Genomic DNA, 22851 nt, shown 5'->3' on the forward strand with positions numbered 1-22851 from the left:
CCGATGCGCTGGTTCCTGACCGTCCTTGGGGTGATCTTCGGGATCGCGGTCTTTTCATTCCTGGACTACACGCTGCCCTCGAAGCAGACGGTCCGCATCACCAACACCTACAACCGCCTGACCGACATCGGCGCGAATGCGTTCTTCTATGCCTCGCCCGACACCGGCACGGTTCAGAACGCCCAGGGGCAGCGCGACGTGCGCTTCATCGACACGGTGCGCCCGAACGGCAAGCCCTATGTCTATCGCAACGAGGATACCGGCTGGATCTGGCCGCCCTATTTCAAATACGACAGCTCGAACCTGCATGCGCAGGCGACGGACCTGCGCTCGACCGCGGCCAATCCCGAATGGGTCAGCGTGACCTCTTACGGCTGGCGCATCGCCTGGCTTTCGGTCTATCCCAACGCCATCTCGATCAAGCCGGTGGCGGGGCCCGAGGTGAAGCCCTTCAACTGGGCGGCGCAGATCATCCTGCTGATCCTGGGGGCGCTCTTGTTCCTGCTCTGGCGCATGTGGAACCAGTTCCGCGAGCGGACCATCGACCCGGCCGTGCGCTCCGCCGATGCGGCCTGGGACCGGCTCGACGCCCGGGCGGACGCGGCCCGCGACCGGGCGCGCGGGCGCATGCGGCGCTGGTGGGACGGGCTGCGGGGGCGCTGAGCCATGGACCGCAAGAACCCCGGCACCGATTTCAGCCTCGACTGGTTCGAGACCATCCAGGTCAACACCCCGGCGGCCGAGCGCCGTGCCGCAAGCCTGACCGCCCGCCGCAGCCTGAAGAAGGAATGGCAGGCGGCCTGGCTGCTGAACGCGGTGCGCTGCATCGACCTGACCACGCTGGCGGGCGACGACACGCCCGACCGTGTGGCGCGGCTGTGCGCCAAGGCGCGCCAGCCGGTCGATGCGGGCCAGTTGGCGGCGCTGGGGGTCGAGCATCTGACCACCGGCGCGGTCTGCGTCTATCCGACCATGGTGGCGGCGGCGAAACGCGCCTTGCAGGGCACGGCGATCCCGGTGGCCTCGGTTGCGACCGGCTTTCCCGCCGGGCTGATGCCGCTCGACCTGCGGCTGGCCGAGATCCGCTATGCGCTGGATCAGGGCGCGGATGAGATCGACATCGTGATTTCCCGCGCGCTGGTGCTGCGCGGGGAATGGGCGGCGCTTTACGACGAGATCTGCGAGATGCGCGAGGCTTGCGGCCATGCCCGGATGAAGGCGATCCTGGCGACGGGCGAGCTCAAGACCTTGGGCAATGTCGCCAAGGCCAGCCATGTCGCCATGCAGGCCGGCGCCGATTTCATCAAGACCTCGACCGGGAAGGAGCCGGTGAACGCCACGCTGCCGGTGTCGCTGGTCATGCTGCGCGCGATCCGCGACTATCGCGACCGGACCGGCTTTGCCGTGGGCTTCAAGCCGGCGGGCGGGCTGAAGACGGCGAAGGACGCGCTGAACTGGCAGGTGCTGATGGCCGAGGAACTGGGCCGCGACTGGCTGCGGGCGGATCTGTTCCGCATCGGCGCCAGCTCGCTTCTGGCCGATATCGAGCGGCAGATTTCCCATCACGTCACCGGGCGCTACGCTGCCGCCCATCGTCTGGCCGCGGGGTGAACATGCCGAAGGTAAGCGAGATCATGGAAAGCATGGAATACGGCCCCGCGCCCGAGGATGCCTCTGCCGTCCGCGACTGGCTGCGCGAACGCGGCCGCTTCGGCCATTTCATCGCCGGGCGCTTCACCCGGCCGGGCGAGACCTTCGCCAGCGGCGATCCCTCGACCGGCGAGGAGCTGGCGCAGGTGACGCAGGGCACCGCCCGCGACGTGATGAAGGCGGTGCGTGCCGCCCGCCGGGCGCAGCGCGGCTGGGGGGCCATGCCCGGCCATGTGCGGGCGCGCTTTCTCTATGCCATCGCCCGGACGATCCAGAAGCGCGAGCGGTTCCTGGCGGTGCTGGAAACGCTCGACAACGGCAAGCCGATCCGCGAAAGCCGCGACATCGATGTGCCGCTGGTGGTGCGGCATTTCTACCATCATGCCGGCTGGGCCGAACTGGCCGAGACCGAGTTTCCCGGCCATGGCCCGCTGGGCGTATGCGGCCAGATCATCCCGTGGAATTTCCCGCTGCTGATGCTGGCCTGGAAGGTGGCGCCGGCGCTGGCCGCCGGCAATACCGTGGTGCTGAAGCCCGCCGAATTGACGCCGCTGACCGCGCTGGCCTTTGCCGAGATCTGCGCCCATGTCGGCCTGCCCGCCGGGGTGGTCAACATCGTCACCGGCGACGGCGAGACCGGCGCGGCGCTGGTCGCGGCCCCGGTGGACAAGATCGCCTTCACCGGCTCGACCGAGGTCGGGCGCGGTATTGCCCGCGCCGTGGCCGGCTCGGGCAAGCGGCTGACGCTGGAACTGGGTGGCAAGTCGCCTTTCGTGGTCATGGAGGATGCCGACCTGGACGCCGCCGTCGAGGGTGTGGTCGACGGGGTCTGGTTCAACCAGGGCGAGGTCTGCTGCGCCGGCTCGCGCATCCTGGTCGCCGAAGCGGTCGCCGCGCGCTTCGAGGCGCTGTTGCGGGCGCGGATGGGCAAGCTGCGGCTTGGCGCGCCGCTCGACAAGTCCACCGATGTGGGCGCCATCGTCAACCCGGTGCAAAAGGACCGCATCCTGCGCATCCTCGACCGGGCGACCGCCGCCGGGGCGGAACTGGTCGGCGGCGCGGCGGCGCCGGGTTGCTTCATCGCGCCGGGCTATCTGCGAAACATCGCCCCCGCCAATCCCGGCATGGTCGAGGAGATCTTCGGCCCCATCGCCACGCTCTCGACCTTCCGCACCCCGGACGAGGCGGCGGACCTGGCCAACAACACCCGCTACGGGCTGGCGGCCTCGGTCTGGTCGGAAAGCGCCACGGTGGCGACCGACATGGCGGCCCGGATCAAGGCCGGCGTGGTCTGGGTGAATTGCGCCAACCTCTTCGACGCGGCCGCGCCCTTTGGCGGCATGCGCGATTCGGGCTATGGCCGCGAGGGCGGGCGCGAGGGGATGCTGGACTATCTTGCCGCCCCCGTCGCCGCGCAGCGCGACCCGGTGCCGGCGGACATCGCCCCGGCCGAGGTGTCCGAGGAAAGCGCCGGGATCGACCGCACCGTCAAGCTTTATATCGGCGGCGCGCAGAAGCGGCCGGACGGCGGTGCGAGCTACCTTGCACAGGACGAGCTGGTGCCGCTGGGCAATCGCAAGGACATCCGCAACGCGGTCGAGGCGGCGGGGTCCGCGCTGCCGAAATGGCAGGGCCTGGGCGGTCACGGCCGGGCGCAGGTGCTGTATTTCCTGGCCGAGAATCTGGCGCAGCGCCGTGCCCAATTCGCCGGTTACGCCAGCCCGGCCGAGGTCGATGCCGCCATCCGCCGCTGCTTCTTCTATGCCGGTTTTGCCGACAAATACGACGGCGCCACGGTTTCGGCCAAGCCCGGCCACCTGTGCCATGTCCAGCCCGAGCCGCATGGCGTCATGGGGCTGGTCGCACCCACCGCCGCGCCGCTCGCCGGTTTCATGGCGCTGGTGCTGCCGGCCATCGCCATGGGCAATGCCGTGGTGGCGATCCCCTCGCAGGACCGGCCGATGGCGGCCCTGACACTGGCGCAGGTCCTGGCCTGCTCGGACGTTCCGGGCGGCGTGGTCAATATCGTCACCGGCCCGCGCGATGCGCTGGCGGGGGTGCTGGCCGCGCATGACGGCGTCTCGGCGATCTGGCACGCCGGGCAGGGCGAGGGGCTGGCCGAACTGCAGCGCGCCGCGGCCGAGACCCTGATCCCGGTCTGGACCCCAGCGTCCCGCGACTGGAGCGGCCCGCAGGCGCAGGGCCGGGAATTTCTGCGTGCCGCCAGCCGCAGCAAGACCATCTGGCTGCCCTATGGCGCGCTTCCCGCCGGCACCGGCAGCGCGGCCTATTAGCGGCGCTGGCCCGGTCGCGGGCGGCGCATGGCGTTGTCATCGCTGCGCCCCGGGGGGTACAATCGGACTGCCTCAGCATCGGAATCGCCGCATGTATGTCCCCCCGCATTTCCAGGAGATCAGCCCCGATGAGATCGCCGCGGTCATTCAGGCCGCGCCTCTGGCCTGTATCGTGGCGCAGACGGATGAGGGGCTGATCGCCAACCATATCCCGCTGCTCGCCGCGCCGGACGGCACGCTGATCGGCCATGTGGCCTTGGCCAACGACATGCACCGGCTGATCCCCGACGGGCAGGAGGTGCTGGCGATCTTTCGCGGCGAGGATGCCTATGTCTCGCCGAATTTCTATCCCAGCAAGCCCGAGCATCACCGGCACGTCCCGACCTGGAATTATCAGGTGGTTCATGTCTATGGCGGCATCACCTTCCAGCATGACGAGCATGCCAAGCGCGCCGCGGTCGGCCTGTTGACCCGCAACCACGAGCGCCGCCTGAACGGGCCCGAGGCTTGGCGCATGGCCGATGCGCCGGCCGATTACCTGCAGCAGATGCTGGGCGGCATCGTCGCCTTCCGCATTGCGGTGCGCAGGACGCTGGCGAAATCGAAGCTCAGCCAGAACCGCGAGGCGCGCGACTATCTGGGCGCGATCGCCGGGCTGCAGGCCAGCGGGCACGAGGCCTTGGCCGAACGGATGGCCCGGCGCCTGCCAGGCAAGGATTGACCCGCGCAGGCGACCCTGCCGGAAAGGCCGGATTTGCGGCGGGCGCGAAGGCCGGCAAGACGTCCTGCGGCGCTTGTCCGGCTTCGGCGCCGCGGCGGCCTGCGGCGATCAAGCGCCCCCCGCCCGGCCACCCGGGCGGATCGCGCCTGAACCACGCCCCGCCCCGATCTTAAGCCGAGCGCAGCCAGCGCAACCCGGCCTCGGTCGAGGTGCGGGGGGTGTATTCCGCCCCGACCCAGCCCCGATAGCCCGCGCCGTCGACGGCGCGCAGCAATTCGGCGAAGTCGATATCGCCCTGGCGCGGCTCGTGCCGTCCGGGACAGCCGGCGATCTGGATATGCCGCACCCGCGCGGCATGGCGTTCCCAGACCGCCAGCGCGTCGCCATGGATCATCTGCGCCTGGTAGGCGTCGAATTGCAGCCCCAGATTGGCCGCGCCGACCGCATCGATGATCTCGGCCGCGAGGTCGAAACTGTCGAGGTAATAGCCCGGCATGTCGGTGCGGTTCATCGGCTCGATGGTCAGGCTGGCGCGCGGCGCCCGGCGGCAGGCCCATGTCAGGTTCTCGACGAAGCTGCGCCGCGCCTCGGGCCCTTCGGCCTTGCCGGCCATCACGTGCAGGTGCTGCACCCCCAGCGCCTTGGCAAAGCGCAGGGCGCGGTCGAAGTCGCTGCGAAACCGGGTCTCGTTGCCCGGCTCGGCGGCGAAGCCGCGCGGGCCGCCGGCCCAGTTCGGCGGCGGCGTGTTCATCAGCACGAACTCCACCCCCGCCGCCTGCGCGGCCTGGGCCAGCTCCTTGACCGCGAGATCATAGGGAAACAGGATCTCGACCCCGTGAAAGCCCGCCCGCCTTGCGGCGGCGAAGCGTTGCAGCATGGGCAGTTCGGTGAACAGATAGGTCAGATTGGCGGCGAATCGCGCCATGATCAGGGCTCCAGAGGAAAGGCCGTCCCTCCCGATCGCACTTCCATACGCCCGTTTTCGCCGGGCATAGCCGCATCGGCCAGTCGGTAGAATGTCTTGCGGTCGATCAGCGCCCAAAGACCGCGGCGGATATGGACATAGGGACGGGGGTCCTCGGCCGTCCCGCGCAGCTCGATCGCATGCCCGGGGCCGGCCGTCACCCGGTCGCCCACATTGGTGGTGAAGACGATGGTCTCGCCGATTTCGGCGTCCACGGCGATGAAGGGCGCATCGACCACGCGGATGCCGACCTTTTCGACCGGGGTGACCAGAAAGTAATCGTTACCCTCGCGCTTCAGGATCGAGGCGAAGAGCCGCACCATTTCCGGCCGGCCAATGGGGGTGCCGTTGTAGAACCAGCTGCCGTCGGCGCGGATTTCCATGTCCAGATCGCCGCAGAAGGGCGGATTCCACAGATGCACCGGCGGCGGCCCCTTTTTCGAGGCGCGGCTGGCCGCGGCGGCGATTCCGGCCGCATCGCTCACGGCATTGTCAGTCTTTTCCTCCATTCCCTGTGGACCCCGTCACCCCTGCCTTTATGTTGTCCTAGAACAGAAACGGGGCGTTGTCATGGCCGAGAATGAGAAACTGGTTTCCGAAGTCCTGACGCTGACCGACCGCCTGGCGCAGGCCCGCGCCAGTGTCGAGCACCGCTTCGTCGGCCAGCATGCCGTGGTCGAGCAGGTTCTGGCCGCGATCCTGTCGGGGGGGCATGCGCTGCTGGTCGGCCAGCCGGGCCTGGGCAAGACCATGCTGGTCGATACGCTGGCCACCGTGCTGGGCCTCGATACCGCGCGCATCCAGTTCACCCCCGACCTGATGCCGGCCGACATCCTGGGCTCCGAGGTGCTGGACATCCGGCCCGACGGCACCCGCGCCTTCCGCTTCATCGAGGGGCCGGTCTTTACCCAGCTTCTGATGGCCGACGAGATCAACCGGGCCAGCCCGCGCACGCAATCCGCGCTGCTGCAGGCCATGCAGGAGGGCGAGGTCACCATCGGCGGCGAGCATCGCCCGCTGGGCCGGCCCTTCCACGTCCTTGCCACCCAGAACCCGATCGAGCAGGAGGGCACCTATCCGCTGCCCGAGGCGCAGCTGGACCGTTTCCTTCTGCAGATCGACGTGGACTATCCCGACCGCGACACCGAGCGCGCCATCCTGCTGGCGACGACCGGGACCGAACAGGGCGAGGCGCATGCCGTTTTCGACGCGGCGGGGCTGGTCGCGGCGCAGGCGCTGATCCGGCGCATGCCGGTGGGCGAGACGGTGCTGAACGCGATCCTCGATCTGGTGCGGGCGGCACGGCCCGGCGCGCCCGAGGCGCCGGGCTGGATGGCCGACACCCTGGTCTGGGGGCCGGGGCCGCGCGCCGCGCAGGCGCTGACCCTGGTCACGCGCGCCCGCGCCGCGCTGAACGGCCGCTTTGCGCCGACGCTGGACGACGTGGAAGCCATGGCCGCCCCGGTGCTGCGTCACCGCATGGCGCTGAGCTTCGCCGCCCGCGCCCGCGGCGAGACCATCGAGGGGGTTATCGCGCGCCTGCTCGACGACCGGATGCGGGCGGCGGCGTGAGACCCGCGGCCGATCAGCTTCGCGCCCGGGCCGAGGCTGCCTCGGCCGCCTTGCCGGCGCTGATGCTGTCGGCCGAGCGGCTGGCGGCGGCGCTGGTGCCGGGGGCGCATGGCCAGCGCCGTGCCGGCATGGGCGAGGATTTCTGGCAATACCGCCCCGCCACGGCGGGCGACACGGCACGCAGCATCGACTGGCGCCGCTCGGCGCGGTCGGATGCGCAATTCGTCCGCGACCGCGAGGCGCAGGTGGCGCAATCGGCGGCGATCTGGGTCTCGGCCGCGGCGGGCATGGATTACGCCGGCGGCGCGGACCGGCAAGCCAAGCGCGACCGGGCCGAGCTGCTGGCGCTGGCGCTGGCCATGGCGCTGCTGGCCGGGGGCGAGCGCGTGGCGCTGGCCGGCCAGCCGCCGCGCCCCGGCCGCCTGCAGGCCGAGCGCATGGCCGAGGCGCTGGTCGCCCGCCCGGCGCTGGACCGCGACGAGGACGCCCCCCCGGCCGAGGCCCTGCGTCCCGGCCAGCGGATCGTTCTGTTCGACGATTTCCTGGGCGATCCGCAGCCGGTTCTGGACTATCTTGCCCGCGCCGCCGGCCTGGGGGTGCAGGGCGTGCTGATGCAGGTGCTGGATCCCGACGAGGACGGCTTTCCCTGGCGGGGGGCGGTGCTGTTCCGTTCGGCCTCGGGCGCGCTGCGCCATGACACGCGCGACGCGGGCGGGCTGCGCACGGCCTATCTGGCGCGGCTGGCCGAGCGGCGCGAGGTGCTGTCGCGCGCCGCCGCCACGGCGGGCTGGCATTTCGGCATGCATGACACCGGGGCCCCGCCCTCGCAGGCGCTGCTCTGGCTCTGGTCGGTGCTGGAGGGCTGATGCTGCTGATCGGTCCCATCGGCTTCCTGACGCCCTGGATCCTCGCGGCGCTGGCGGCGCTGCCGGTGCTGTGGCTGATCCTTCGCGCCATGCCGCCCTCGCCGAAGCTGGTGCGGTTTCCGGGCACGCGGCTGCTTCTGGGGCTCAGGGATCCGCATCCGGTGGCGCGGCACACGCCCTGGTGGCTGCTTCTGCTGCGTGTGCTGGCGATCGCGGCGCTGATCCTGGGCTTTGCCGGCCCGATGTGGAAGCCCTCGCCGGACCAGGGCGGGCAGGGCCCCCTGCTGATCGTGATGGATGCCGGCTGGGCCGCCGCGCCCGATTGGCCGCAGCGCCAGGCCCGCGCCCTGCGCGCGCTGGACCAGGCGGGGGCCGAGGGCCGGCCGGCGGCGCTGCTGGTGGGCGACGGCCGGGCCGAGGGCGCGCTGCCCTTCCTGCCCGCGACCGAGCTTGCCGCGCAACTGCGCGCCCTGCGCCCCGCGGCGTGGGAGACGCGCTACCCCTCGGATCCCGAGGCGGTGCTGGCCGGCGCGCCCGGCGCCCTGTCGGTGCTGTGGCTCAGCGACGGGCTGGACCATCCCGGCCGGGTGGAATGGCTGTCGGCGCTGTCCGGGCGCGGCAGCGTCACCGTGGTGCCGCCGCAGGGACCCCGCCAGTCGCTGGAGCTGGTGCCGGGCGACCAGCCGGCGCTGCGGCTGCGTTCGACCGGGGCTGCCACGTCCGAGGTGCTGGCCATCGGCCTCGATCCGCAGGGCACCCCGCGCGAGCTGGCGCGGCTGCAGCCCGGCGAGGAAGCGGAGGATCAGGGGGGCACCAGCCGGCTGGTGCCCATCGCCCTGCCTTCGGAGCTGCGCAACCGCATCACCCGCTTCGAGGTCGAGGGCCACGCCTCGGCCGGGGCGGTGGTGCTGGCCGATGACTCCTTGCGCCGGCGCAAGGTGGCGCTGGTCGGCGACGACCGCGCCAGCGAAGGCCAGCGGCTGCTTTCGCCCCTGCATTACCTGCGCCGGGCGCTGGGCCCGACCACCGACCTGATCGAGGGCGGGCTGGGCGACGTATTGCAAGCCTCGCCCGACGTGATCGTGCTGGCCGACCAGTTCGGGCTGGCCGAGACCCAGGGCTTGCGCGACTGGGTCGAGCAGGGCGGGCTGCTGATCCGCTTCTCCGGCCCGCGCATGGCGGCTTCCGAGCGGCTGAGCGAGGAACCGCTCTTGCCCGTGCGCCTGCGCGCCGGCGGGCGCGATATCGGCGGCGCGCTGAGCTGGGGCGATCCGCGCACCGTCGCGCCCTTTGCCGCCGACGGGCCCTTTGCCGGGCTTTCGGTGCGGGGCGACGCGACGGTGCGCGCCCAATTGCTGGCCGAGCCTTCGCCCGATCTTGCGGACCGCACCATCGCCCAGCTTTCGGACGGCACGCCGCTGGTCACCCGCGCGCCGCTGGGACAGGGGCAACTGGTCCTGTTTCACACCACGGCGAACGCGGAATGGTCGAACCTGGCGATTTCGGGCCTGTTCGTCGAGATGCTGGACCGGCTGGTGCGCAGCGCGCGGGCCAGCGCCGCCGCGCCCGGGGCCGACCGTGCCGAACAGCCCTTCTGGCTGCCCGAGCTGGTGCTGGACGGCTTCGGCCACCCGACCGAGCCGCAGGATCCGGCGCCGGTCGCTGCCGCCGATTTCGCGCGCGGCCCGGCGCCCGGCGCGCCCGCCGGGCTTTACCGCGGCGGCGAGCGCATGGCGGCGCTGAACGCCGGCGGGCCGATCGCGCCGGCCGACTGGCCCGGCGCCCGTATCGAGCGCGCGGCGCAGGCGCCGGGGCTGGACCTGCGCGGCTGGCTGATCGCGCTGGCCGCAGCACTTCTGGCGCTGGACGCGCTGGGCAGCGCCTGGCTGGCGCGCGGCAGGCGGGGGGCGCTGGCATGAGATGGCCTGCAATCCTTGCCGCGCTGCTCTGGGCCACCGCCCTCTGGGCGCAGGACGACCCCGATCCCCGGCTGGTGCGTGCCGCCGACGAGGTCGCGCTGGCCTATATCGTCACCGGCGATGCCGAGGTCGATGCCGCCACGGAGGCGGGCCTGCGCGGCCTGTCGCAGGTGCTGACCGCCCGCACCACCGTCGAGCCGGGCGAGCCCATCGGCATCGACCCCGAGCAGGACGACCTGTCGCTGCTGACCTTTCTCTATTGGCCGGTGACCGAGGCGCAGGCGCCGCCCTCGCCGCAGGCCTATGTGCGGCTGAACCATTTCCTGCGCTCGGGCGGGATGATCCTGTTCGACACCCGGGACGGCGATATCGCCGGGCTGGGCGGGCCGGATGGCGGCGCGGCGCTGCAGGCGCTGGCCGCGCCGCTGGACATCCCGCCGCTGGCGCCCATCCCCTCCGATCACGTCCTGACCCGCAGCTATTACCTGCTCGGGGATTTTCCCGGCCGCTATCAGGGCCGCGAGGTCTGGGCCGAGGCGCCCCCCGCCGGCGCCGAGGCGGCCGAGGGCGTGCCTTTCCGCAACCTCAACGACGGCGTCTCTCCGGTCGTCATCGGCGGCAATGCCTGGGCCGAGGCCTGGGCGGTGAATGAGAACGGCCTGCCCATGTTCAGCATCGGCTCGGGCTTCGAGGGCGAACGCCAGCGCGAGATGGCCTATCGCTTCGGCGTCAACCTGATCATGTATGTGCTGACCGGGAACTACAAATCCGACCAGGTGCATGTGCCCGCCCTGCTGGAGCGGCTGCGGCAGGAGGAGGTCGTGCAATGAGCGGCCTGACCTTCGATCCGCTGCTGCCCTGGCCCTTGGTCGCGGCGCTGGCCGTGCTGGCGCTGCTGGTGGCCTTGTGGTCGCTGTGGCGGGGCTTGCGCGGCTGGGCCTGGCGCGGGATCGCCGGGCTGGCGGCCGCGGCCGCCCTGGCCGGGCCGGCGCTGGAATCGGGCATCCGCAGCAAGCTGTCGGACATCGTCATCCTGCTGGACGACCGCAGCGCCAGCCAGGCGCTGCCGGGCCGCGGCGAACAGACCGACGCGGCGGTCGAGGAACTGACCCGCCAGCTTTCCGCGCTGCCTGATACCGAGATCCGCCGCGTGACCGTGGCCGACGACCCGGACGGCACCCAGATCGGCACCGCGTTGACCCGGGCTCTGGCCGCCGAGCCGCAGACCCGTGTCGCCGGCGTGATCGCGGTCACCGACGGGCTGGCCCATGACGCGCCGATGGTCCCCGCCTCGGCCCCGGCCCCGGTGCATGTGCTGCTGACCGGGCAGGCGGGCGACTGGGATCGCCGGCTGGTGATCGAGGAGGCCCCGGCCTACGGGCTGATCGGCAAGCCCGTCACCATCCGCCTGCGCGTCGAGGACCAGGGCGCGGTTCCGCCCGAGGTGGCGCAGACCCCCGCCCGGCTTCGCATCCTGCTGGACGGAGAGGAGATGCGCGCGCTCGACCTGCCGCCCGGCGTGGCGCTGGACCTGCCGGTGGTGCCGAAGCATGCCGGGCAGAACGTGGTCTCGATCGCATTCGACGCGCCCGAGTCCGAGGTGCCGGAACTGACCGACCGCAACAACTCGGCCGCCGTGCAGATCCAGGGCGTGCGCGACCGGCTGCGGGTGCTGCTGGTCTCGGGCGCGCCGCACGCAGGGGAACGAACCTGGCGCAACCTGTTGAAATCGGATGCGAATGTTGACCTGATCCATTTCACCATCCTGCGGCCGCCGGACAAGATGGACGGGGTCCCGGTCGACGAGATGTCGCTGATCGCCTTTCCGACCCAGGAGCTGTTCATGGAGCGGATCCGGGATTTCGACCTGATCATCTTCGACCGCTACCGGGTGCGCGGCATCCTGCTGCCGCAATATTACGACAATATCCGCCGCTATGTCGAAGAGGGCGGCGCCATCCTGGTCTCGGCGGGCCCCGAGATGTCCTCGGTGGAGAGCCTGAACCTGTCGCCCCTGGGCGCGATCCTGCCCGCGCGCCCCACCGGCCGGGTCTATGACGAGCCCTATCTGCCGCGCCTGACCGAGGAGGGCCAGCGCCACCCGGTCACGGCCGGCCTGCCCGGCGCGCCGGCCGAGGGTTCGGAAAGCCATTGGGGCCGCTGGCTGCGCATGTCGCAGGTGATCCCCGATCCGCGTGCCCAGGTGGTGCTGAGCGGCGCGCGGGACGAGCCGCTGCTGCTGCTTAGCCGCGTGGGCGAGGGGCGGGTGGCGATGCTGACCTCGGATCAGGTCTGGCTCTGGGGCCGCGGCTTCGAGGGCGGCGGGCCGCAGCTGGAACTGCTGCGCCGCATCGCCCATTGGTCGATGCAGGAGCCGGAGCTGGAGGAAGAGGCGTTGCTGGCCGATGTCGGCGGCGACCTGACGGTGACCATCACCCGCCGCACCATGAACGTGACCGCCGGCCCGGTCCGCATCACCCGCCCCGACGGCGAGACCGAGGAGGTCGCGCTGGCCGAGGCCGGGCCGGGCCGCTTCACCGCGCGCTGGACGGCGCCGGGACCGGGGCTTTACCGGCTGGCGGATGGCGATATCACCCGCGTCCTGGCGCTTGGCCCCGCCGCGCCGCGCGAATTCGAGGAAACCGTGGCCTCGGGCGCGGTTCTCGGACCGCTGGCCGAGGCGACGCAGGGGGCGGTGCTGCGGCTTTCGGACGGCATGCCCGGCCTGCGCACGGTGCGCGAGGGCCGGCCGGCGCATGGGCAGGGCGTCGGCGGTCCGTGGATCGCCATCATCCCGCGCGAGGCGGCCTCGGTCAGCGGCATGACGCATCGCCCGCTGTTGCCCGGCTGGGCTTGGCTCGCGCTGATCGCCGGGCTGGCGCTGGCGGGCTGGCTGTCGGAAGGCCGCGGGCGCCGGACGGCCGCAGGGGGCTGACGCCGCGAAACTTGCCAAGATCGCGCCCCGTTGCTAGGCAAATGAAAACATTCCAAGAGGATCGCATGGCCGCCGCCCCGAACGATGACCAGACCGCCTATATCCCGCCGACCGAAGTCGATCTGGCGATGATCAAGCGCATCCTGCCGCATCGCTATCCCTTCCTGCTGGTGGACCGGGTCCGCGACATCGTGCCGGGCGAAAGCTGCGTCGGGGTCAAGAACGTGACCTCGAACGAGCCGCATTTCGAAGGGCATTTCCCGCAGGAGCCGGTGATGCCCGGCGTGCTGATCATCGAGGCCATGGCCCAGGCCGCGGCGGTGCTGGTGGGGGTGACGCTGGACCTCGCCGGCAAGGGGATGGGCACCTATTTCATGTCCATCGACAAATGCCGCTTCCGCCAGAAGGTGGTGCCGGGCGACGTGCTGGAACTGCACATGAAGACCCTGCGCGGCGGTGGCAAGATCTGGAAATTCGAGGGCCGCGCCATGGTCAACGGCCAGCTCGCCGCCGAGGCCGAGGTCATGGCCATGCTGAACCGTGGCGACAATGGCTGAAACCCGCGTCCATCCCTCGGCCGTCGTGGACCCCGCCGCGAAGATCGGCGAGGGATGCGAGATCGGTCCCTTCTGCGTCCTCGGCCCCGAGGTCGTCCTCGGCCGGGGCGTGGTGCTGAAATCCCATGTCGTTGTGGCGGGCGAGACCGCGATCGGCGACGAAACCGTGGTCTTCCCCTTCGCCTCGCTGGGCGAGGTGCCGCAGGACCTGAAGTTCCGCGGCGAGCGCACCCGGCTGGAGATCGGCGCCCGCAACCGCATCCGCGAATATGTCACCATGAACCCCGGCACCGAGGGCGGCGGCAGCGTCACCCGCATCGGCGACGACGGCCTTTTCATGGCGGGCAGCCATGTGGCGCATGATTGCCGGATCGGCGACCGGGTGATCCTGGTCAACAACGCTTCGGTGGCCGGCCATTGCGTGCTCGAGGACGACGTGATCGTCGGCGGCCTGTCCGGCGTGCACCAATGGGTGCGCATCGGCCGCGGCGCGATGATCGGCGCGGTGACCATGGTGACGGCCGACGTGATCCCCTTCGGCCTGGTGCAGGGGCCGCGCGGCCACCTGGACGGGCTGAACCTGGTGGGACTGAAGCGCCGCGGCGCCTCGCGCGAGGAAATCCACGCGCTGCGCGACATGCTGGCGCAGCTGGGCCGGGGCAGTTTCCGCGACACCGCCCGGCATCTGGCCGAGGCCGAGAACGGGCCGATGGTGCGCGAGGTGCTGGACTTCATCCTCGGCCCCTCGGACCGCAGCTTCCTGGCGCCCCATCCATGAGCCGCATCGCCCTGATCGCCGGCGAGGGCCGCCTTGCCCCCGCCATCGCCGCCGCGCTGGACCAGCCGCTGGTCTATGCGCTGGACAACCTGAAACCGCAGCTCGAGGCGAAGCCCTTCCGCCTGGAACGGCTGGTGCCCTTCCTGGACGAGCTGGCCGACCAGGGCGTGACGCAGGCGGTCTTCGCCGGCGCCATCCGCCGCCCGAAGATCGAGCCCGAGCTTTTCGACCCCCGCACCCTGACCATCGTGCCGCGCATCCTGATGGGGATGCAGTCCGGCGACGACGCGGCGCTGCGTGCGGTCCTGGACGTCTTCGAGGAGGCCGGCATATCCATTTGCTCTGTAGACCAGATCCTTCCCGATCTGGTGCCGGGGGAAGGTGTTCTGGCGGGCGAGCCGAGCCCGCGCGACCAGAAGGATGCCGCCCGCGCCGCCGAGATCGTCGCCGGCCTCGGCGCGCTCGACATCGGCCAGGGCGCCGTGGTGGCGCAGGGGCTCTGCCTTGCCGTCGAGGCGCTGCCGGGCACCCAGGCGATGCTGGAATTCGCCCGCCTCCATGCCGGGCTGAAACCCGACCCGAAAGGGCCGGGCGGCGTGCTCTACAAGGCGCCCAAGCCCGGCCAGGACCGGCGCATCGACCTGCCGACCATCGGCCCCGATACCGTCACCCAGGCCGCCGGGGCCGGGCTGGCCGGGATCGCCTGGGAGGCGGGCAGCGTTATCCTGCTGGAACGAGCCGAGGCAATGCGTCGCGCCGAAGCCGCGGGGCTGTTTCTCTGGGCGCGCGGGTGACATGAGTATTTGGGAAACGGTGAAAGTGGCTTGCTTCACCGTTTCCAAATACTCAAGTGACGCGAAAGCGGCAGGAGGTTATGTGGGGTACGAAGAAGTCCGGATCGCTTCTCTGTTTTTCAAATACCCATGTCAGGGCATGGCAAGCGGAGCGGCGCGATGAAATTCTTCCTGATCGCCGGCGAGCCCTCGGGCGACAACCTGGGCGGTGCCCTGATGACGGGGCTGAAAAGTCTCGATCCAGCGGCCGAGTTCCTGGGTGTGGGCGGCCCCGCCATGGCGGCGCAGGGCCTCGAGAGCCGTTTCCCGATGGAAGAGCTGAGCCTGATGGGCATCTGGGAGGTGCTGCCGAAATACCGCGCGCTGAAGGCCCGCATCGCCGAGACCGCCCGTGCCGTCGCCGAGGCCCGGCCCGACGTGCTGGTCACCATCGACAGCCCGGATTTCTGCCTGCGCGTGGCACGCCAGGCGCGGGCGCTGGCCCCGGATCTGCGCACCATCCATTACGTCGCGCCCTCGGTCTGGGCCTGGCGGCCGGGGCGGGCCAGGAAGATGGCCGAGGTCATCGACCATGTGCTGGCGATCCTGCCCTTCGAGCCGCCGCTGATGCAGGCCGCCGGCATGAGTTGCGATTTCGTCGGCCATCCCATCGTCGCCGAGCCGGTGGCGGGCGAGGCCGAGGCGGCGGCGTTTCGTGCCGCGAACGGCATCGCGCCGGATGCGCCGCTGGTCTTGTGCCTGCCGGGCTCGCGCCGGACCGAAGTGGGGCGGCTGGGCCCGCGCTTCGACGAGGCGCTGATCCGGCTGCGTGACCGGGTGCCCGAGATTCGCGTAGTGATCCCGACCGTGCGCGGCGTCTCGGTGCTGGTGCGCGAGATGGCGCGGCGCTGGCCGACCGCGCCGGTGGTGGTCGAGCGGCCCGAGGAGAGGCGCGCGGCCTTTGCCGCGGCCGATCTGGCGCTGGCGGCATCGGGCACGGTCAGCCTGGATCTGGCCGCCAACGACGTGCCCATGGTGATCGGCTATGACGTGGCGCCGCTCAGCCGGCTGATCATCGGGCTGTTGCTGAGGACCGACACGGTGACGCTGGTCAACCTGGTCAGCGAGACCCGCGCGGTGCCGGAATATCTTGGCCGCAACTGCCAGCCGGGGCCGATGTCGCAGGCGCTTTATCGGCTGGTCGAGGATCCCGACGAACGCGCTATGCAGCGCGAAGCCATGGCGCTGACCATGCAGCGGCTGGGGCGCGGCGGCGAGCCTCCCGGCCTGCGCGCCGCGCGTTCGGTCATGGCGGCGATCAGCTCTGCGCCGCGACCACGATGATCTCGACCTTGTAGTCGGGCGTCGCCAGCGCCGATTCGCCGGTGGCGCGGGCCGGGGCGTGGCCGGGCGCGACCCAGGCCTCCCAGACGGCGTTCATCTCGGCGAAATCGGCCATGTCGGCCAGCCAGATCTGGGCCGAGAGGATGCGGGTCTTGTCCGAGCCGCATTCTGCCAGCAGCCGGTCGATCTGGGCCAGCACCGCGCGGGTCTGCTCGGTTACCGATTCGCCGGGCTTGCCGACCTGGCCCGCCAGGTAGACGGTGCCGTTATGGACGACCGCCTGGCTCATGCGGGGGCCGGTCTCGATGCGCTTGATTTCGGACATGGAAAATCCTTTCGGGGTTGGGCCGGCGTCAGAAGAGCCGCCAGAGGAACAGCGCCGTCATGCCAAAGCCGATGGCCGCGATCAATGCCCGCAATGCGTGGACTGGGATGCGCCGCGCCACCGGGGCGCCCAGATAGCCGCCGAGGATGGTTCCGAGGCTCATCACCGCCGCCGGCCACCAGGCGACCTGCCCGCCCGCGGCGAAGATCGCGAAGGAGATCACCGACAGCGCGAAGGACAGCCAGTTCTTCAGCCCGTTCATCTGGTTCAACTGGGTCATGCCCCAAAGCGCGAAGAGCGCCAGCAGGACGATGCCCAGCCCGCCGTTGAAATAGCCGCCATAGATCGCCACCGGCACCATGGTCCCGGCGCCGAAGGGCGCGACCGCGTTGCGGTGCTGCGCCGCCCATTCCCGCACCTGCGCGCCCCAGATGAAGACCGAGGTCGCCGCCAGCAGCAGGAAGGGCACCAGCAACGCAAAGGCCTGGTTCGACGAGACCAGCAGCAGGCAGGAGCCGACGATGCCGCCGACCAGCGTCCAGAAGGTCAGCCGCAGCACCAGGGCGCGATCGATCTGCGCGATCTCGTTGCGGAAACCCAGTGCGGCGGACAGATAGCCCGGCAGGGCCGCGACCGTGCTGGTGGCATTGGCCGAGACCACCGGCACGCCGCTGGCGACCAGGGCAGGAAAGGTGATGAAGGTGCCGCCGCCGGCGACGGCGTTCAGCATTCCGCCCAGGAAGCCTGCGGCAAGCATCAGCAATATCTCGGTCATTCGGGGCGGCTCCAGATCGTGTCGGGCGCCCATGCTTAGCCTTGCGGTTCCGGGGCGTCCAGCCATGCGGCGCCGACAAGGAAAACGCCCGGAGACGGGCTCCGGGCGCATCATGCGCAGTCGAGCCTGGCCCCGGTCAGAAGATGCCGGTCAGGTACAGCAGGATGATCACGAAGATCGGAACGCCAAGAAGCCAGGCGATGATGCCCTTCATTTTTGTTCTCTCCCTTTCTGGTCGAAGGCGGAACGCGGCGTGGGGGCGATGGTTCCCCGGCCGGGCTGCCCGTGCGGACCGGGCTGCACCCGAGGAGCTTCGATGCAGAGCGACGAAGCTCAACGGCGAAATCTTCCGCAGGCTCGCTGGCTGGGCGGCGCCACTGCCGCCACCGGCCCGCCTGATTGCCCGGCTGCGAGAGCCGCCGGAACCGGAGCCAATGGTCGGGGCCCGCACCACCCGTGGTTCGGAACTAGCATCCGCTCAGGCCAGGGAAACCGAAAACGGAAATCGGTTCACCGGTGCGGTCAGGCATCACAGCAGGAAGTCGTCGGCGGATATCGACGACAGGCCGTTGACCTGCACCGAGAAGTCGGCCCTTCCGTCGCCATTGACATCGCCGTAAATGACGAGATTGGCCCCTTGCGCCTCATATCGGAGTTGGCCGGCGGTGTTGCTGAACCCCCGGTCACCGATGAACGTGAAGGCGTGATCGCCGGCTGCGGCGCTGTTTGCATCGATCAGCCGCAGGTCGATCACATCCCCCTCGGCGCGATTGAAATCCATGATCAGGTCGCGCTCGGCGCCTGCTGCAGAGTCGAGCACATCCCTGAAGATGAAACTGTCCGCGCCGGCACCGCCATACAGCCAGTCCTTTCCCAGGCCGCCGGTCAGGTTGTCATCGCCGTCGCCACCGCGCAGCGTGTCGTTCCCCTGGTTGCCGAACAGGATGTCGCTGTCGGCGCCGCCGTAAAGCACGTCATTGCCCATGCCACCATGCAGCGAATCCCTTCCAGGACCGCCCTGGAGAAGATCATTGCCTTCCAGGCCGAGCAGAAGATCCGCGCCGGCGCCGCCGTAGATCGTGTCGTCCCCTATGCCGCCGCGGGCGAAGTCGTTGCCATCCCCCGCGTGGATGAGGTCGTTGCCGGCGCCGCCAAAAATCGAATCGTTGCCGAGATTGCCGTAGATGGTGTCGGCGCCATCGCCGCCGTGCAGTTCGTCCAGACCGTTGCCGCCTTCGACGTAATCATTTCCGGCGCCGGCAAAAATGGTATCGTCTCCGGCGCCTCCGGAAAGGAAGTCCTTGCCGCTGTTGCCATGGATCAGATCATTGCCCGCCTCGCCTCTGACCGTATCGTCGCCAGGGCCGCCGTGCAGCCGGTCATTGCCATTGCCGCCGAAGATGATGTCATTCTCGGATCCCCCGAAGATGAGATCGTGCCCGTCTCCTCCGTGCAGGGTATCCGCATCGGACCCGCCCGAGATTGTGTCATGCCCAGGGCCGCCGAATATCAGGTCAAAGCCCTTGTCGCCCTCGATCAGGTCGTTGCCGTCGCCGCCATAGACGGTGTCGTTGCCCATATGGGCCCGGATATAGTCGTTTCCGGCGCCGCCATTGATCAGGTCGTGCCCGCGTTGAGCGACGATCAGTTCATTGGCAATTCCGCCCTGAAGATTCAAATTCTCGGACAAGCTTGCAGATATGGAAACGATGCGCGCCGGATTGAATTGCGAGGTCATATGCGTTGGAAGGAAGTTCACCGGGTTCTCATAGCGAACAACCGGAAGCACATCGGGAAGGACATGGTCCCAGGTCAGGAAATGCTCCTCATCCTGCCACATCCCGTTGGCATTCTTGACCTGCCGCGCGCCCTCGAGGGCGTATAAGGCACGTCCGCCCTGCTGATTGAAAATTTGCAGCCATTGTTGTCCAAGATAGCTGACAATGGACACGTCGAAACCGGTAATGGCGCCAGGATTATGCAGATCGAGCCGCTGGTTGGCGATCCAGATCTCATCCGAGCTCCCGTCAAAATCGTCCAGCCTGCCGACCACCGTTCCCTTCATATTGGCAAGGTTGTCGAAGAAAAACCGATCACGCCCCGCTTCGGCGAAAATATGATGCCCGTGCTGAATGAAGCGCGATCCGATCACGCCCATATCGAGCCGGAAGGTATCGTTTCCGCCCTCCGCATGGATATGAATCTGATTTTTGGTCTGGCCATCCGTCCTGACAAAAAACGTGTCATCCCCGTCGGTTCCGTGGCCGTGCTTAGCGCCGCCGTTGCGTGAATCGATGGTGTATTCCGAGCCGGCTGTGCCGCCCCCTCCATGACCGGGGTGATGGCCATCGTGGAATTGCGCAGTCATGGGAAGCCCTTTTTCCGTGGTGGATGTTGTCCGTGCACCATGGCCAGCCGTGGGTTAACAGAGTGTTAACGGCAATCCGTTAACAGTTTATAAATTGAAGAGAAATTTAACGGTTGATCTGTGCGGCAAGGAATAACGATAAGGCGCTCCTTGCAGAGCGCCTTTCTCGTCCATCGACAGGTTCAGTAATTTGATAGGATTATAAGAGCGGGCGTTGCATTGCGGTTTGCGATCAAGCCCTTTCCGTATAATATATTATAATTTCCGGTGGAAAAGTCGTTAAATTTTCATCAATTCTTGTGCTTTTAGCGTTCGCCGAAGAACCTCTTGCCGGCGCCTGAGCGCGTCAAAGCCAGCAGATAAACCAGTCGTTGTTCGGCAGAGGCGGGAGGCATGCGGTCCTATGCCATCGACGCTTGGAAGAGGCTTGTGTGATCCGGGCTGTCAAAGACGGGATCTCGTCCTCCGACAGCGGCAAGCAGACCTGCGAAGGCACCGAAGCGGGCAGAGGACGGATGCGCGCGCGCCGGGAGGCCGCCTTGGCCGCCGCGATGGCAAAGCTGATCGCGGGCTCACGGCACCCATGAGGGCGATGCATGGCGGCTGATTTACGAGGAACGTCGCGAATCCGCGTATGTGCGGATAGCACAGGAGAACGATGGGTCCTCTCACAAATTCCGCAGTGAGCTTTTGGAATCCGTGTGGTTCCGCGCCCATCTATTTGTAATATGTGGATAAATGGTGCTGCGAGAGAGGATTGAACTCTCGACCTCTCCCTTACCAAGGGAGTGCTCTACCACTGAGCTACCGCAGCATCGTGGGCGGGGCTTTAGACCGACTGCGCCGGGCGCGCAAGGGGGAAGTGTCGGAAAAATGCATTTCGCCAATCGTCGCCGATCCGGCCCGGCCGGCCCAGCCGCTGCTGGACGCAAGCCGGCAAGGACGCTAACAGGAGGCATGACGAAAACACCCCGCGATCCCAAGGGAGATACACGCGAAGCGCGGCTTAAGGCGGCGCTGCGGGCCAATCTCGCGCGGCGCAAGGCGCAGGGCCGCGCGCGGGCCGGGACGGCAGAAGACATGACGAACGAGCAGCACGGGCCAGAGATGCCGGCAAACGGCCAGACGCCCGGGAACGAGGATTAGATGGACCAGATCATTGTAAGGGGTAACGGGCCGCTCAGGGGCGAGATCCCGATCGCCGGCGCCAAGAATGCCTGCCTGACGCTGATGCCGGCGACGCTGCTGACCGATCAGCCGCTGACGCTGACCAATGCGCCCCGGCTCTCGGACATCCGCACCATGACCGCGCTTCTGCAGTCGCTGGGGGCCGAGGTCGCGAGTCTTCAGGACGGGCAGGTGCTGGCGCTGTCGAGCCACGACCTGACCAGCCATCGGGCCGATTACGACATCGTGCGCAAGATGCGTGCCTCGATCCTGGTGCTGGGGCCGATGCTGGCGCGCGACGGCCATGCCGTGGTCTCGCTGCCCGGCGGCTGCGCCATCGGCGCCCGCCCGGTCGACCTGCACCTGCGCGCGCTGGAGGCGATGGGGGCGGAACTCGACCTGCGCGAGGGCTATGTCCATGCCAAGGCGCCTTCGGGCGGGCTGAAGGGCGCGGTGATCGACTTTCCGCTGGTCTCGGTGGGCGCGACCGAGAACGCGCTGATGGCGGCGACGCTGGCCCGCGGCACCACCGTCATCAACAATGCCGCACGCGAGCCCGAGATCGTCGACCTGGCCGAATGCCTGCGCCGCATGGGCGCGCAGATCGAGGGCGAGGGGACATCGACCATCACCGTCGAGGGCGTGCAGGCGCTTGGCGGCGCCACGCATCCGGTGGTGACGGACCGGATCGAGCTGGGCACCTACATGCTCGCCCCGGCGATCTGCGGCGGAGAGGTGGAATGCCTCGGCGGCCGCATCGACCTGGTCGCCGCCTTCTGCGAAAAGCTGGACGCGGCCGGCGTGGAGGTGGTCGAGACCGCCCGCGGCCTCAAGGTCTCGCGCAAGAACGGCCGGGTGCGCGCCGTGGACGTGGTGACCGAACCCTTTCCCGGCTTCCCGACCGACCTGCAGGCGCAGATGATGGCGTTGCTTTGCACCGCCGAGGGCAGCTCGGTTCTGGAGGAGAAGATCTTCGAGAACCGCTTCATGCATGCCCCGGAACTGGCGCGCATGGGCGCCCGGATCGAGGTCCATGGCGGCCATGCCACCGTCCATGGCGTCGAGAAGCTGCGCGGCGCCCCGGTGATGGCGACCGACCTGCGCGCCTCGGTCAGCCTGATTCTCGCCGGGCTCGCCGCCGAGGGCGAGACCATCGTCAGCCGCGTCTATCACCTCGACCGCGGCTACGAGAAGGTCGTGCGCAAGCTGCGCGGCGTCGGCGCCGATATCGAACGCATCAAGGAGGTTCCCGCCGATGGCTGACGCCCGTTTCACCGATGCCGATCCCGCACCCCTGGCGCTGCTGGCCAGCGATGCCGACGACCTGACCGTGATCTCGGCGCTGGTGCAGGACGCGATCCTGCCGGTGACCGAGATCGCCTATGACGGCCGCCACCGGCAGCTCGCCCTGCTCCTGAACCGCTTCCGCTGGGAGGATGCCGATCTCGCCCGCCGCGACGGCCGCCCCTATGAGCGGGTGCGCGCGGTGCTGCTGGTCTCGGACGTGCGGCGGGTGCAGAGCGACGGGATCGACCGCACGGACAAGGACCTGATCCTGGAGTTGCTGACTGTGACATGGCAGGCGGGCGAGGACGGCACGGGCCTGCTGCTGCTGCAGTTTGCCGGCGACGGCACGCTGGCCGTCGAGGCGGAATGCCTGAATGTCGAGCTGCGCGACGTGACGCGACCTTATATCGCCCCCTCGCGACGTGCGCCGCAGCATCCGGACAGCTGACCCCGCGGCGCCTGCTTCCCGGAGGGCGCGAGGATTGCGCGGCTGCATGAGTATTTGAAAAACGGTGAAACGCCAAATTTGCTCTTCCGGAAAGGGCTTTCACCGTTT

At 69.2% G+C, this 22851-nt stretch carries 20 protein-coding genes, 1 tRNA gene and 1 pseudogene; 15 read left to right on the top strand and 7 right to left on the bottom strand.

Translation table 11 applies throughout. The features are described from left to right. Nucleotides 1-3 precede the first annotated feature (3 nt). The 4 genes from LOS78_RS02185 to LOS78_RS02200 all read left to right on the top strand — a co-directional run bounded on the left by LOS78_RS02185 (nt 4) and on the right by LOS78_RS02200 (nt 4665). Nucleotides 4-663: a DUF1523 family protein gene (locus LOS78_RS02185; protein WP_230376676.1), complete on the top strand. Its 660-nt coding sequence runs from the start codon at nt 4-6 to the stop codon at nt 661-663. A gap of 3 nt (nt 664-666) precedes the next feature. Next, nucleotides 667-1611 carry a deoxyribose-phosphate aldolase gene (gene deoC / locus LOS78_RS02190; protein ID WP_230376678.1) on the top strand — a complete coding sequence of 315 codons (945 nt, stop codon included), beginning with the start codon at nt 667-669 and terminating at the stop codon, nt 1609-1611. A gap of 2 nt (nt 1612-1613) precedes the next feature. Next, on the top strand, nt 1614-3944 hold the full coding sequence (locus LOS78_RS02195; protein ID WP_230376695.1) for an aldehyde dehydrogenase family protein: 2331 nt from the start codon (nt 1614-1616) through the stop codon (nt 3942-3944). 91 nt (nt 3945-4035) lie between these two features. Then, entirely contained in the window at nt 4036-4665 is a 630-nt protein-coding gene (locus LOS78_RS02200) for an FMN-binding negative transcriptional regulator (RefSeq protein ID WP_028716331.1), read from the top strand. A 169-nt stretch (nt 4666-4834) separates the two neighbouring features. On the opposite strand, the gene LOS78_RS02205 is transcribed toward LOS78_RS02200, so the two are convergent. Further along, nucleotides 4835-5590: a hydroxypyruvate isomerase family protein gene (locus tag LOS78_RS02205; RefSeq protein WP_230376697.1), complete on the bottom strand. Its 756-nt coding sequence runs from the start codon at nt 5588-5590 to the stop codon at nt 4835-4837. Nucleotides 5591-5592: 2 nt separating this feature from the next. After that, nucleotides 5593-6138: a DUF1285 domain-containing protein gene (locus LOS78_RS02210; protein WP_230376706.1), complete on the bottom strand. Its 546-nt coding sequence runs from the start codon at nt 6136-6138 to the stop codon at nt 5593-5595. A gap of 61 nt (nt 6139-6199) precedes the next feature. Between LOS78_RS02210 and LOS78_RS02215 the strand changes: the two genes are divergently transcribed. From LOS78_RS02215 to lpxB, 8 genes and pseudogenes are all read left to right on the top strand, one after another. Then, complete coding sequence (locus tag LOS78_RS02215) at nt 6200-7201, top strand: MoxR family ATPase (RefSeq protein ID WP_230376713.1); 1002 nt, start codon at nt 6200-6202, stop codon at nt 7199-7201. Further along, nucleotides 7198-8067, top strand: coding sequence for a DUF58 domain-containing protein (locus LOS78_RS02220; protein ID WP_230376723.1), 870 nt, complete (start codon nt 7198-7200; stop codon nt 8065-8067). Before LOS78_RS02215 ends, LOS78_RS02220 begins: the two co-directional genes overlap by 4 nt. Further along, nucleotides 8067-10816, top strand: a pseudogene (locus tag LOS78_RS02225) (DUF4159 domain-containing protein). Before LOS78_RS02220 ends, LOS78_RS02225 begins: the two are co-directional and overlap by 1 nt. Beyond that, nucleotides 10813-12921 carry a hypothetical protein gene (locus LOS78_RS02230; RefSeq protein WP_230376725.1) on the top strand — a complete coding sequence of 703 codons (2109 nt, stop codon included), beginning with the start codon at nt 10813-10815 and terminating at the stop codon, nt 12919-12921. The pseudogene LOS78_RS02225 and the gene LOS78_RS02230 overlap by 4 nt, the downstream one beginning before the upstream one ends. A 65-nt stretch (nt 12922-12986) precedes the next feature. Continuing rightward, complete coding sequence (gene fabZ, locus LOS78_RS02235) at nt 12987-13478, top strand: 3-hydroxyacyl-ACP dehydratase FabZ (RefSeq protein WP_051416184.1); 492 nt, start codon at nt 12987-12989, stop codon at nt 13476-13478. Beyond that, on the top strand, nt 13471-14256 hold the full coding sequence (lpxA, locus tag LOS78_RS02240) for an acyl-ACP--UDP-N-acetylglucosamine O-acyltransferase (RefSeq protein ID WP_028712514.1): 786 nt from the start codon (nt 13471-13473) through the stop codon (nt 14254-14256). Before fabZ ends, lpxA begins: the two co-directional genes overlap by 8 nt. Then, nucleotides 14253-15050, top strand: a complete 798-nt coding sequence (locus tag LOS78_RS02245) for an LpxI family protein (protein WP_028712515.1) — start codon at nt 14253-14255, stop codon at nt 15048-15050. Before lpxA ends, LOS78_RS02245 begins: the two co-directional genes overlap by 4 nt. Nucleotides 15051-15209: 159 nt before the next feature. After that, nucleotides 15210-16373: a lipid-A-disaccharide synthase gene (gene lpxB / locus LOS78_RS02250; protein ID WP_230376733.1), complete on the top strand. Its 1164-nt coding sequence runs from the start codon at nt 15210-15212 to the stop codon at nt 16371-16373. Here the strand turns inward: lpxB and LOS78_RS02255 are convergent. The 5 genes from LOS78_RS02255 to LOS78_RS02275 form a co-directional block, all read right to left on the bottom strand. Next, a complete protein-coding gene (locus tag LOS78_RS02255; protein WP_230376734.1) occupies nt 16348-16698 on the bottom strand; it encodes a RidA family protein in 351 nt (116 codons plus the stop codon). The genes lpxB and LOS78_RS02255 overlap by 26 nt on opposite strands. 28 nt (nt 16699-16726) lie before the next feature. Then, the gene (locus tag LOS78_RS02260) at nt 16727-17473 is read right to left on the bottom strand and encodes a sulfite exporter TauE/SafE family protein (RefSeq protein WP_028712518.1); all 747 of its coding nucleotides are present in this window, start codon (nt 17471-17473) and stop codon (nt 16727-16729) included. 136 nt (nt 17474-17609) lie between these two features. Continuing rightward, a complete protein-coding gene (locus LOS78_RS02265) occupies nt 17610-17810 on the bottom strand; it encodes a hypothetical protein (RefSeq protein ID WP_156929448.1) in 201 nt (66 codons plus the stop codon). Between the two features lie 192 nt (nt 17811-18002). Continuing rightward, nucleotides 18003-19841, bottom strand: coding sequence for a calcium-binding protein (locus tag LOS78_RS02270; RefSeq protein WP_084648049.1), 1839 nt, complete (start codon nt 19839-19841; stop codon nt 18003-18005). Nucleotides 19842-20580: 739 nt separating this feature from the next. Then, a tRNA-Thr gene (locus tag LOS78_RS02275) sits at nt 20581-20655 on the bottom strand. Between the two features lie 143 nt (nt 20656-20798). Between LOS78_RS02275 and LOS78_RS02280 the strand changes: the two genes are divergently transcribed. The 3 genes from LOS78_RS02280 to LOS78_RS02290 are packed head-to-tail and all read left to right on the top strand — an operon-like array spanning nt 20799 to nt 22743. After that, nucleotides 20799-20987: a hypothetical protein gene (locus tag LOS78_RS02280; protein WP_084648050.1), complete on the top strand. Its 189-nt coding sequence runs from the start codon at nt 20799-20801 to the stop codon at nt 20985-20987. Continuing rightward, nucleotides 20988-22271: a UDP-N-acetylglucosamine 1-carboxyvinyltransferase gene (gene murA / locus LOS78_RS02285; protein ID WP_028712519.1), complete on the top strand. Its 1284-nt coding sequence runs from the start codon at nt 20988-20990 to the stop codon at nt 22269-22271. Beyond that, the gene (locus LOS78_RS02290) at nt 22264-22743 is read left to right on the top strand and encodes a DUF2948 family protein (protein ID WP_028712520.1); all 480 of its coding nucleotides are present in this window, start codon (nt 22264-22266) and stop codon (nt 22741-22743) included. Before murA ends, LOS78_RS02290 begins: the two co-directional genes overlap by 8 nt. The last annotated feature ends 108 nt before the right edge of the window (nt 22744-22851 follow it).

The sequence above is a fragment of the Paracoccus sp. MA genome (assembly GCF_020990385.1).
Lineage (GTDB): Bacteria > Pseudomonadota > Alphaproteobacteria > Rhodobacterales > Rhodobacteraceae > Paracoccus.

Coding starts and splice junctions, on each gene's coding strand:
- LOS78_RS02270 (WP_084648049.1), bottom strand. CDS start 19,841: ATGACTGCGCAATTCCACGATGGCCATCACCCCGGTCATGGAGGGGGC.
- LOS78_RS02195 (WP_230376695.1), top strand. CDS start 1,614: ATGCCGAAGGTAAGCGAGATCATGGAAAGCATGGAATACGGCCCCGCG.
- LOS78_RS02255 (WP_230376734.1), bottom strand. CDS start 16,698: ATGTCCGAAATCAAGCGCATCGAGACCGGCCCCCGCATGAGCCAGGCG.
- fabZ (WP_051416184.1), top strand. CDS start 12,987: ATGGCCGCCGCCCCGAACGATGACCAGACCGCCTATATCCCGCCGACC.
- LOS78_RS02290 (WP_028712520.1), top strand. CDS start 22,264: ATGGCTGACGCCCGTTTCACCGATGCCGATCCCGCACCCCTGGCGCTG.
- LOS78_RS02200 (WP_028716331.1), top strand. CDS start 4,036: ATGTATGTCCCCCCGCATTTCCAGGAGATCAGCCCCGATGAGATCGCC.
- LOS78_RS02245 (WP_028712515.1), top strand. CDS start 14,253: ATGAGCCGCATCGCCCTGATCGCCGGCGAGGGCCGCCTTGCCCCCGCC.
- deoC (WP_230376678.1), top strand. CDS start 667: ATGGACCGCAAGAACCCCGGCACCGATTTCAGCCTCGACTGGTTCGAG.
- LOS78_RS02205 (WP_230376697.1), bottom strand. CDS start 5,590: ATGGCGCGATTCGCCGCCAATCTGACCTATCTGTTCACCGAACTGCCC.
- LOS78_RS02210 (WP_230376706.1), bottom strand. CDS start 6,138: ATGGAGGAAAAGACTGACAATGCCGTGAGCGATGCGGCCGGAATCGCC.
- LOS78_RS02215 (WP_230376713.1), top strand. CDS start 6,200: ATGGCCGAGAATGAGAAACTGGTTTCCGAAGTCCTGACGCTGACCGAC.
- LOS78_RS02230 (WP_230376725.1), top strand. CDS start 10,813: ATGAGCGGCCTGACCTTCGATCCGCTGCTGCCCTGGCCCTTGGTCGCG.
- lpxA (WP_028712514.1), top strand. CDS start 13,471: ATGGCTGAAACCCGCGTCCATCCCTCGGCCGTCGTGGACCCCGCCGCG.
- lpxB (WP_230376733.1), top strand. CDS start 15,210: ATGAAATTCTTCCTGATCGCCGGCGAGCCCTCGGGCGACAACCTGGGC.
- LOS78_RS02185 (WP_230376676.1), top strand. CDS start 4: ATGCGCTGGTTCCTGACCGTCCTTGGGGTGATCTTCGGGATCGCGGTC.
- LOS78_RS02280 (WP_084648050.1), top strand. CDS start 20,799: ATGACGAAAACACCCCGCGATCCCAAGGGAGATACACGCGAAGCGCGG.
- LOS78_RS02260 (WP_028712518.1), bottom strand. CDS start 17,473: ATGACCGAGATATTGCTGATGCTTGCCGCAGGCTTCCTGGGCGGAATG.
- murA (WP_028712519.1), top strand. CDS start 20,988: ATGGACCAGATCATTGTAAGGGGTAACGGGCCGCTCAGGGGCGAGATC.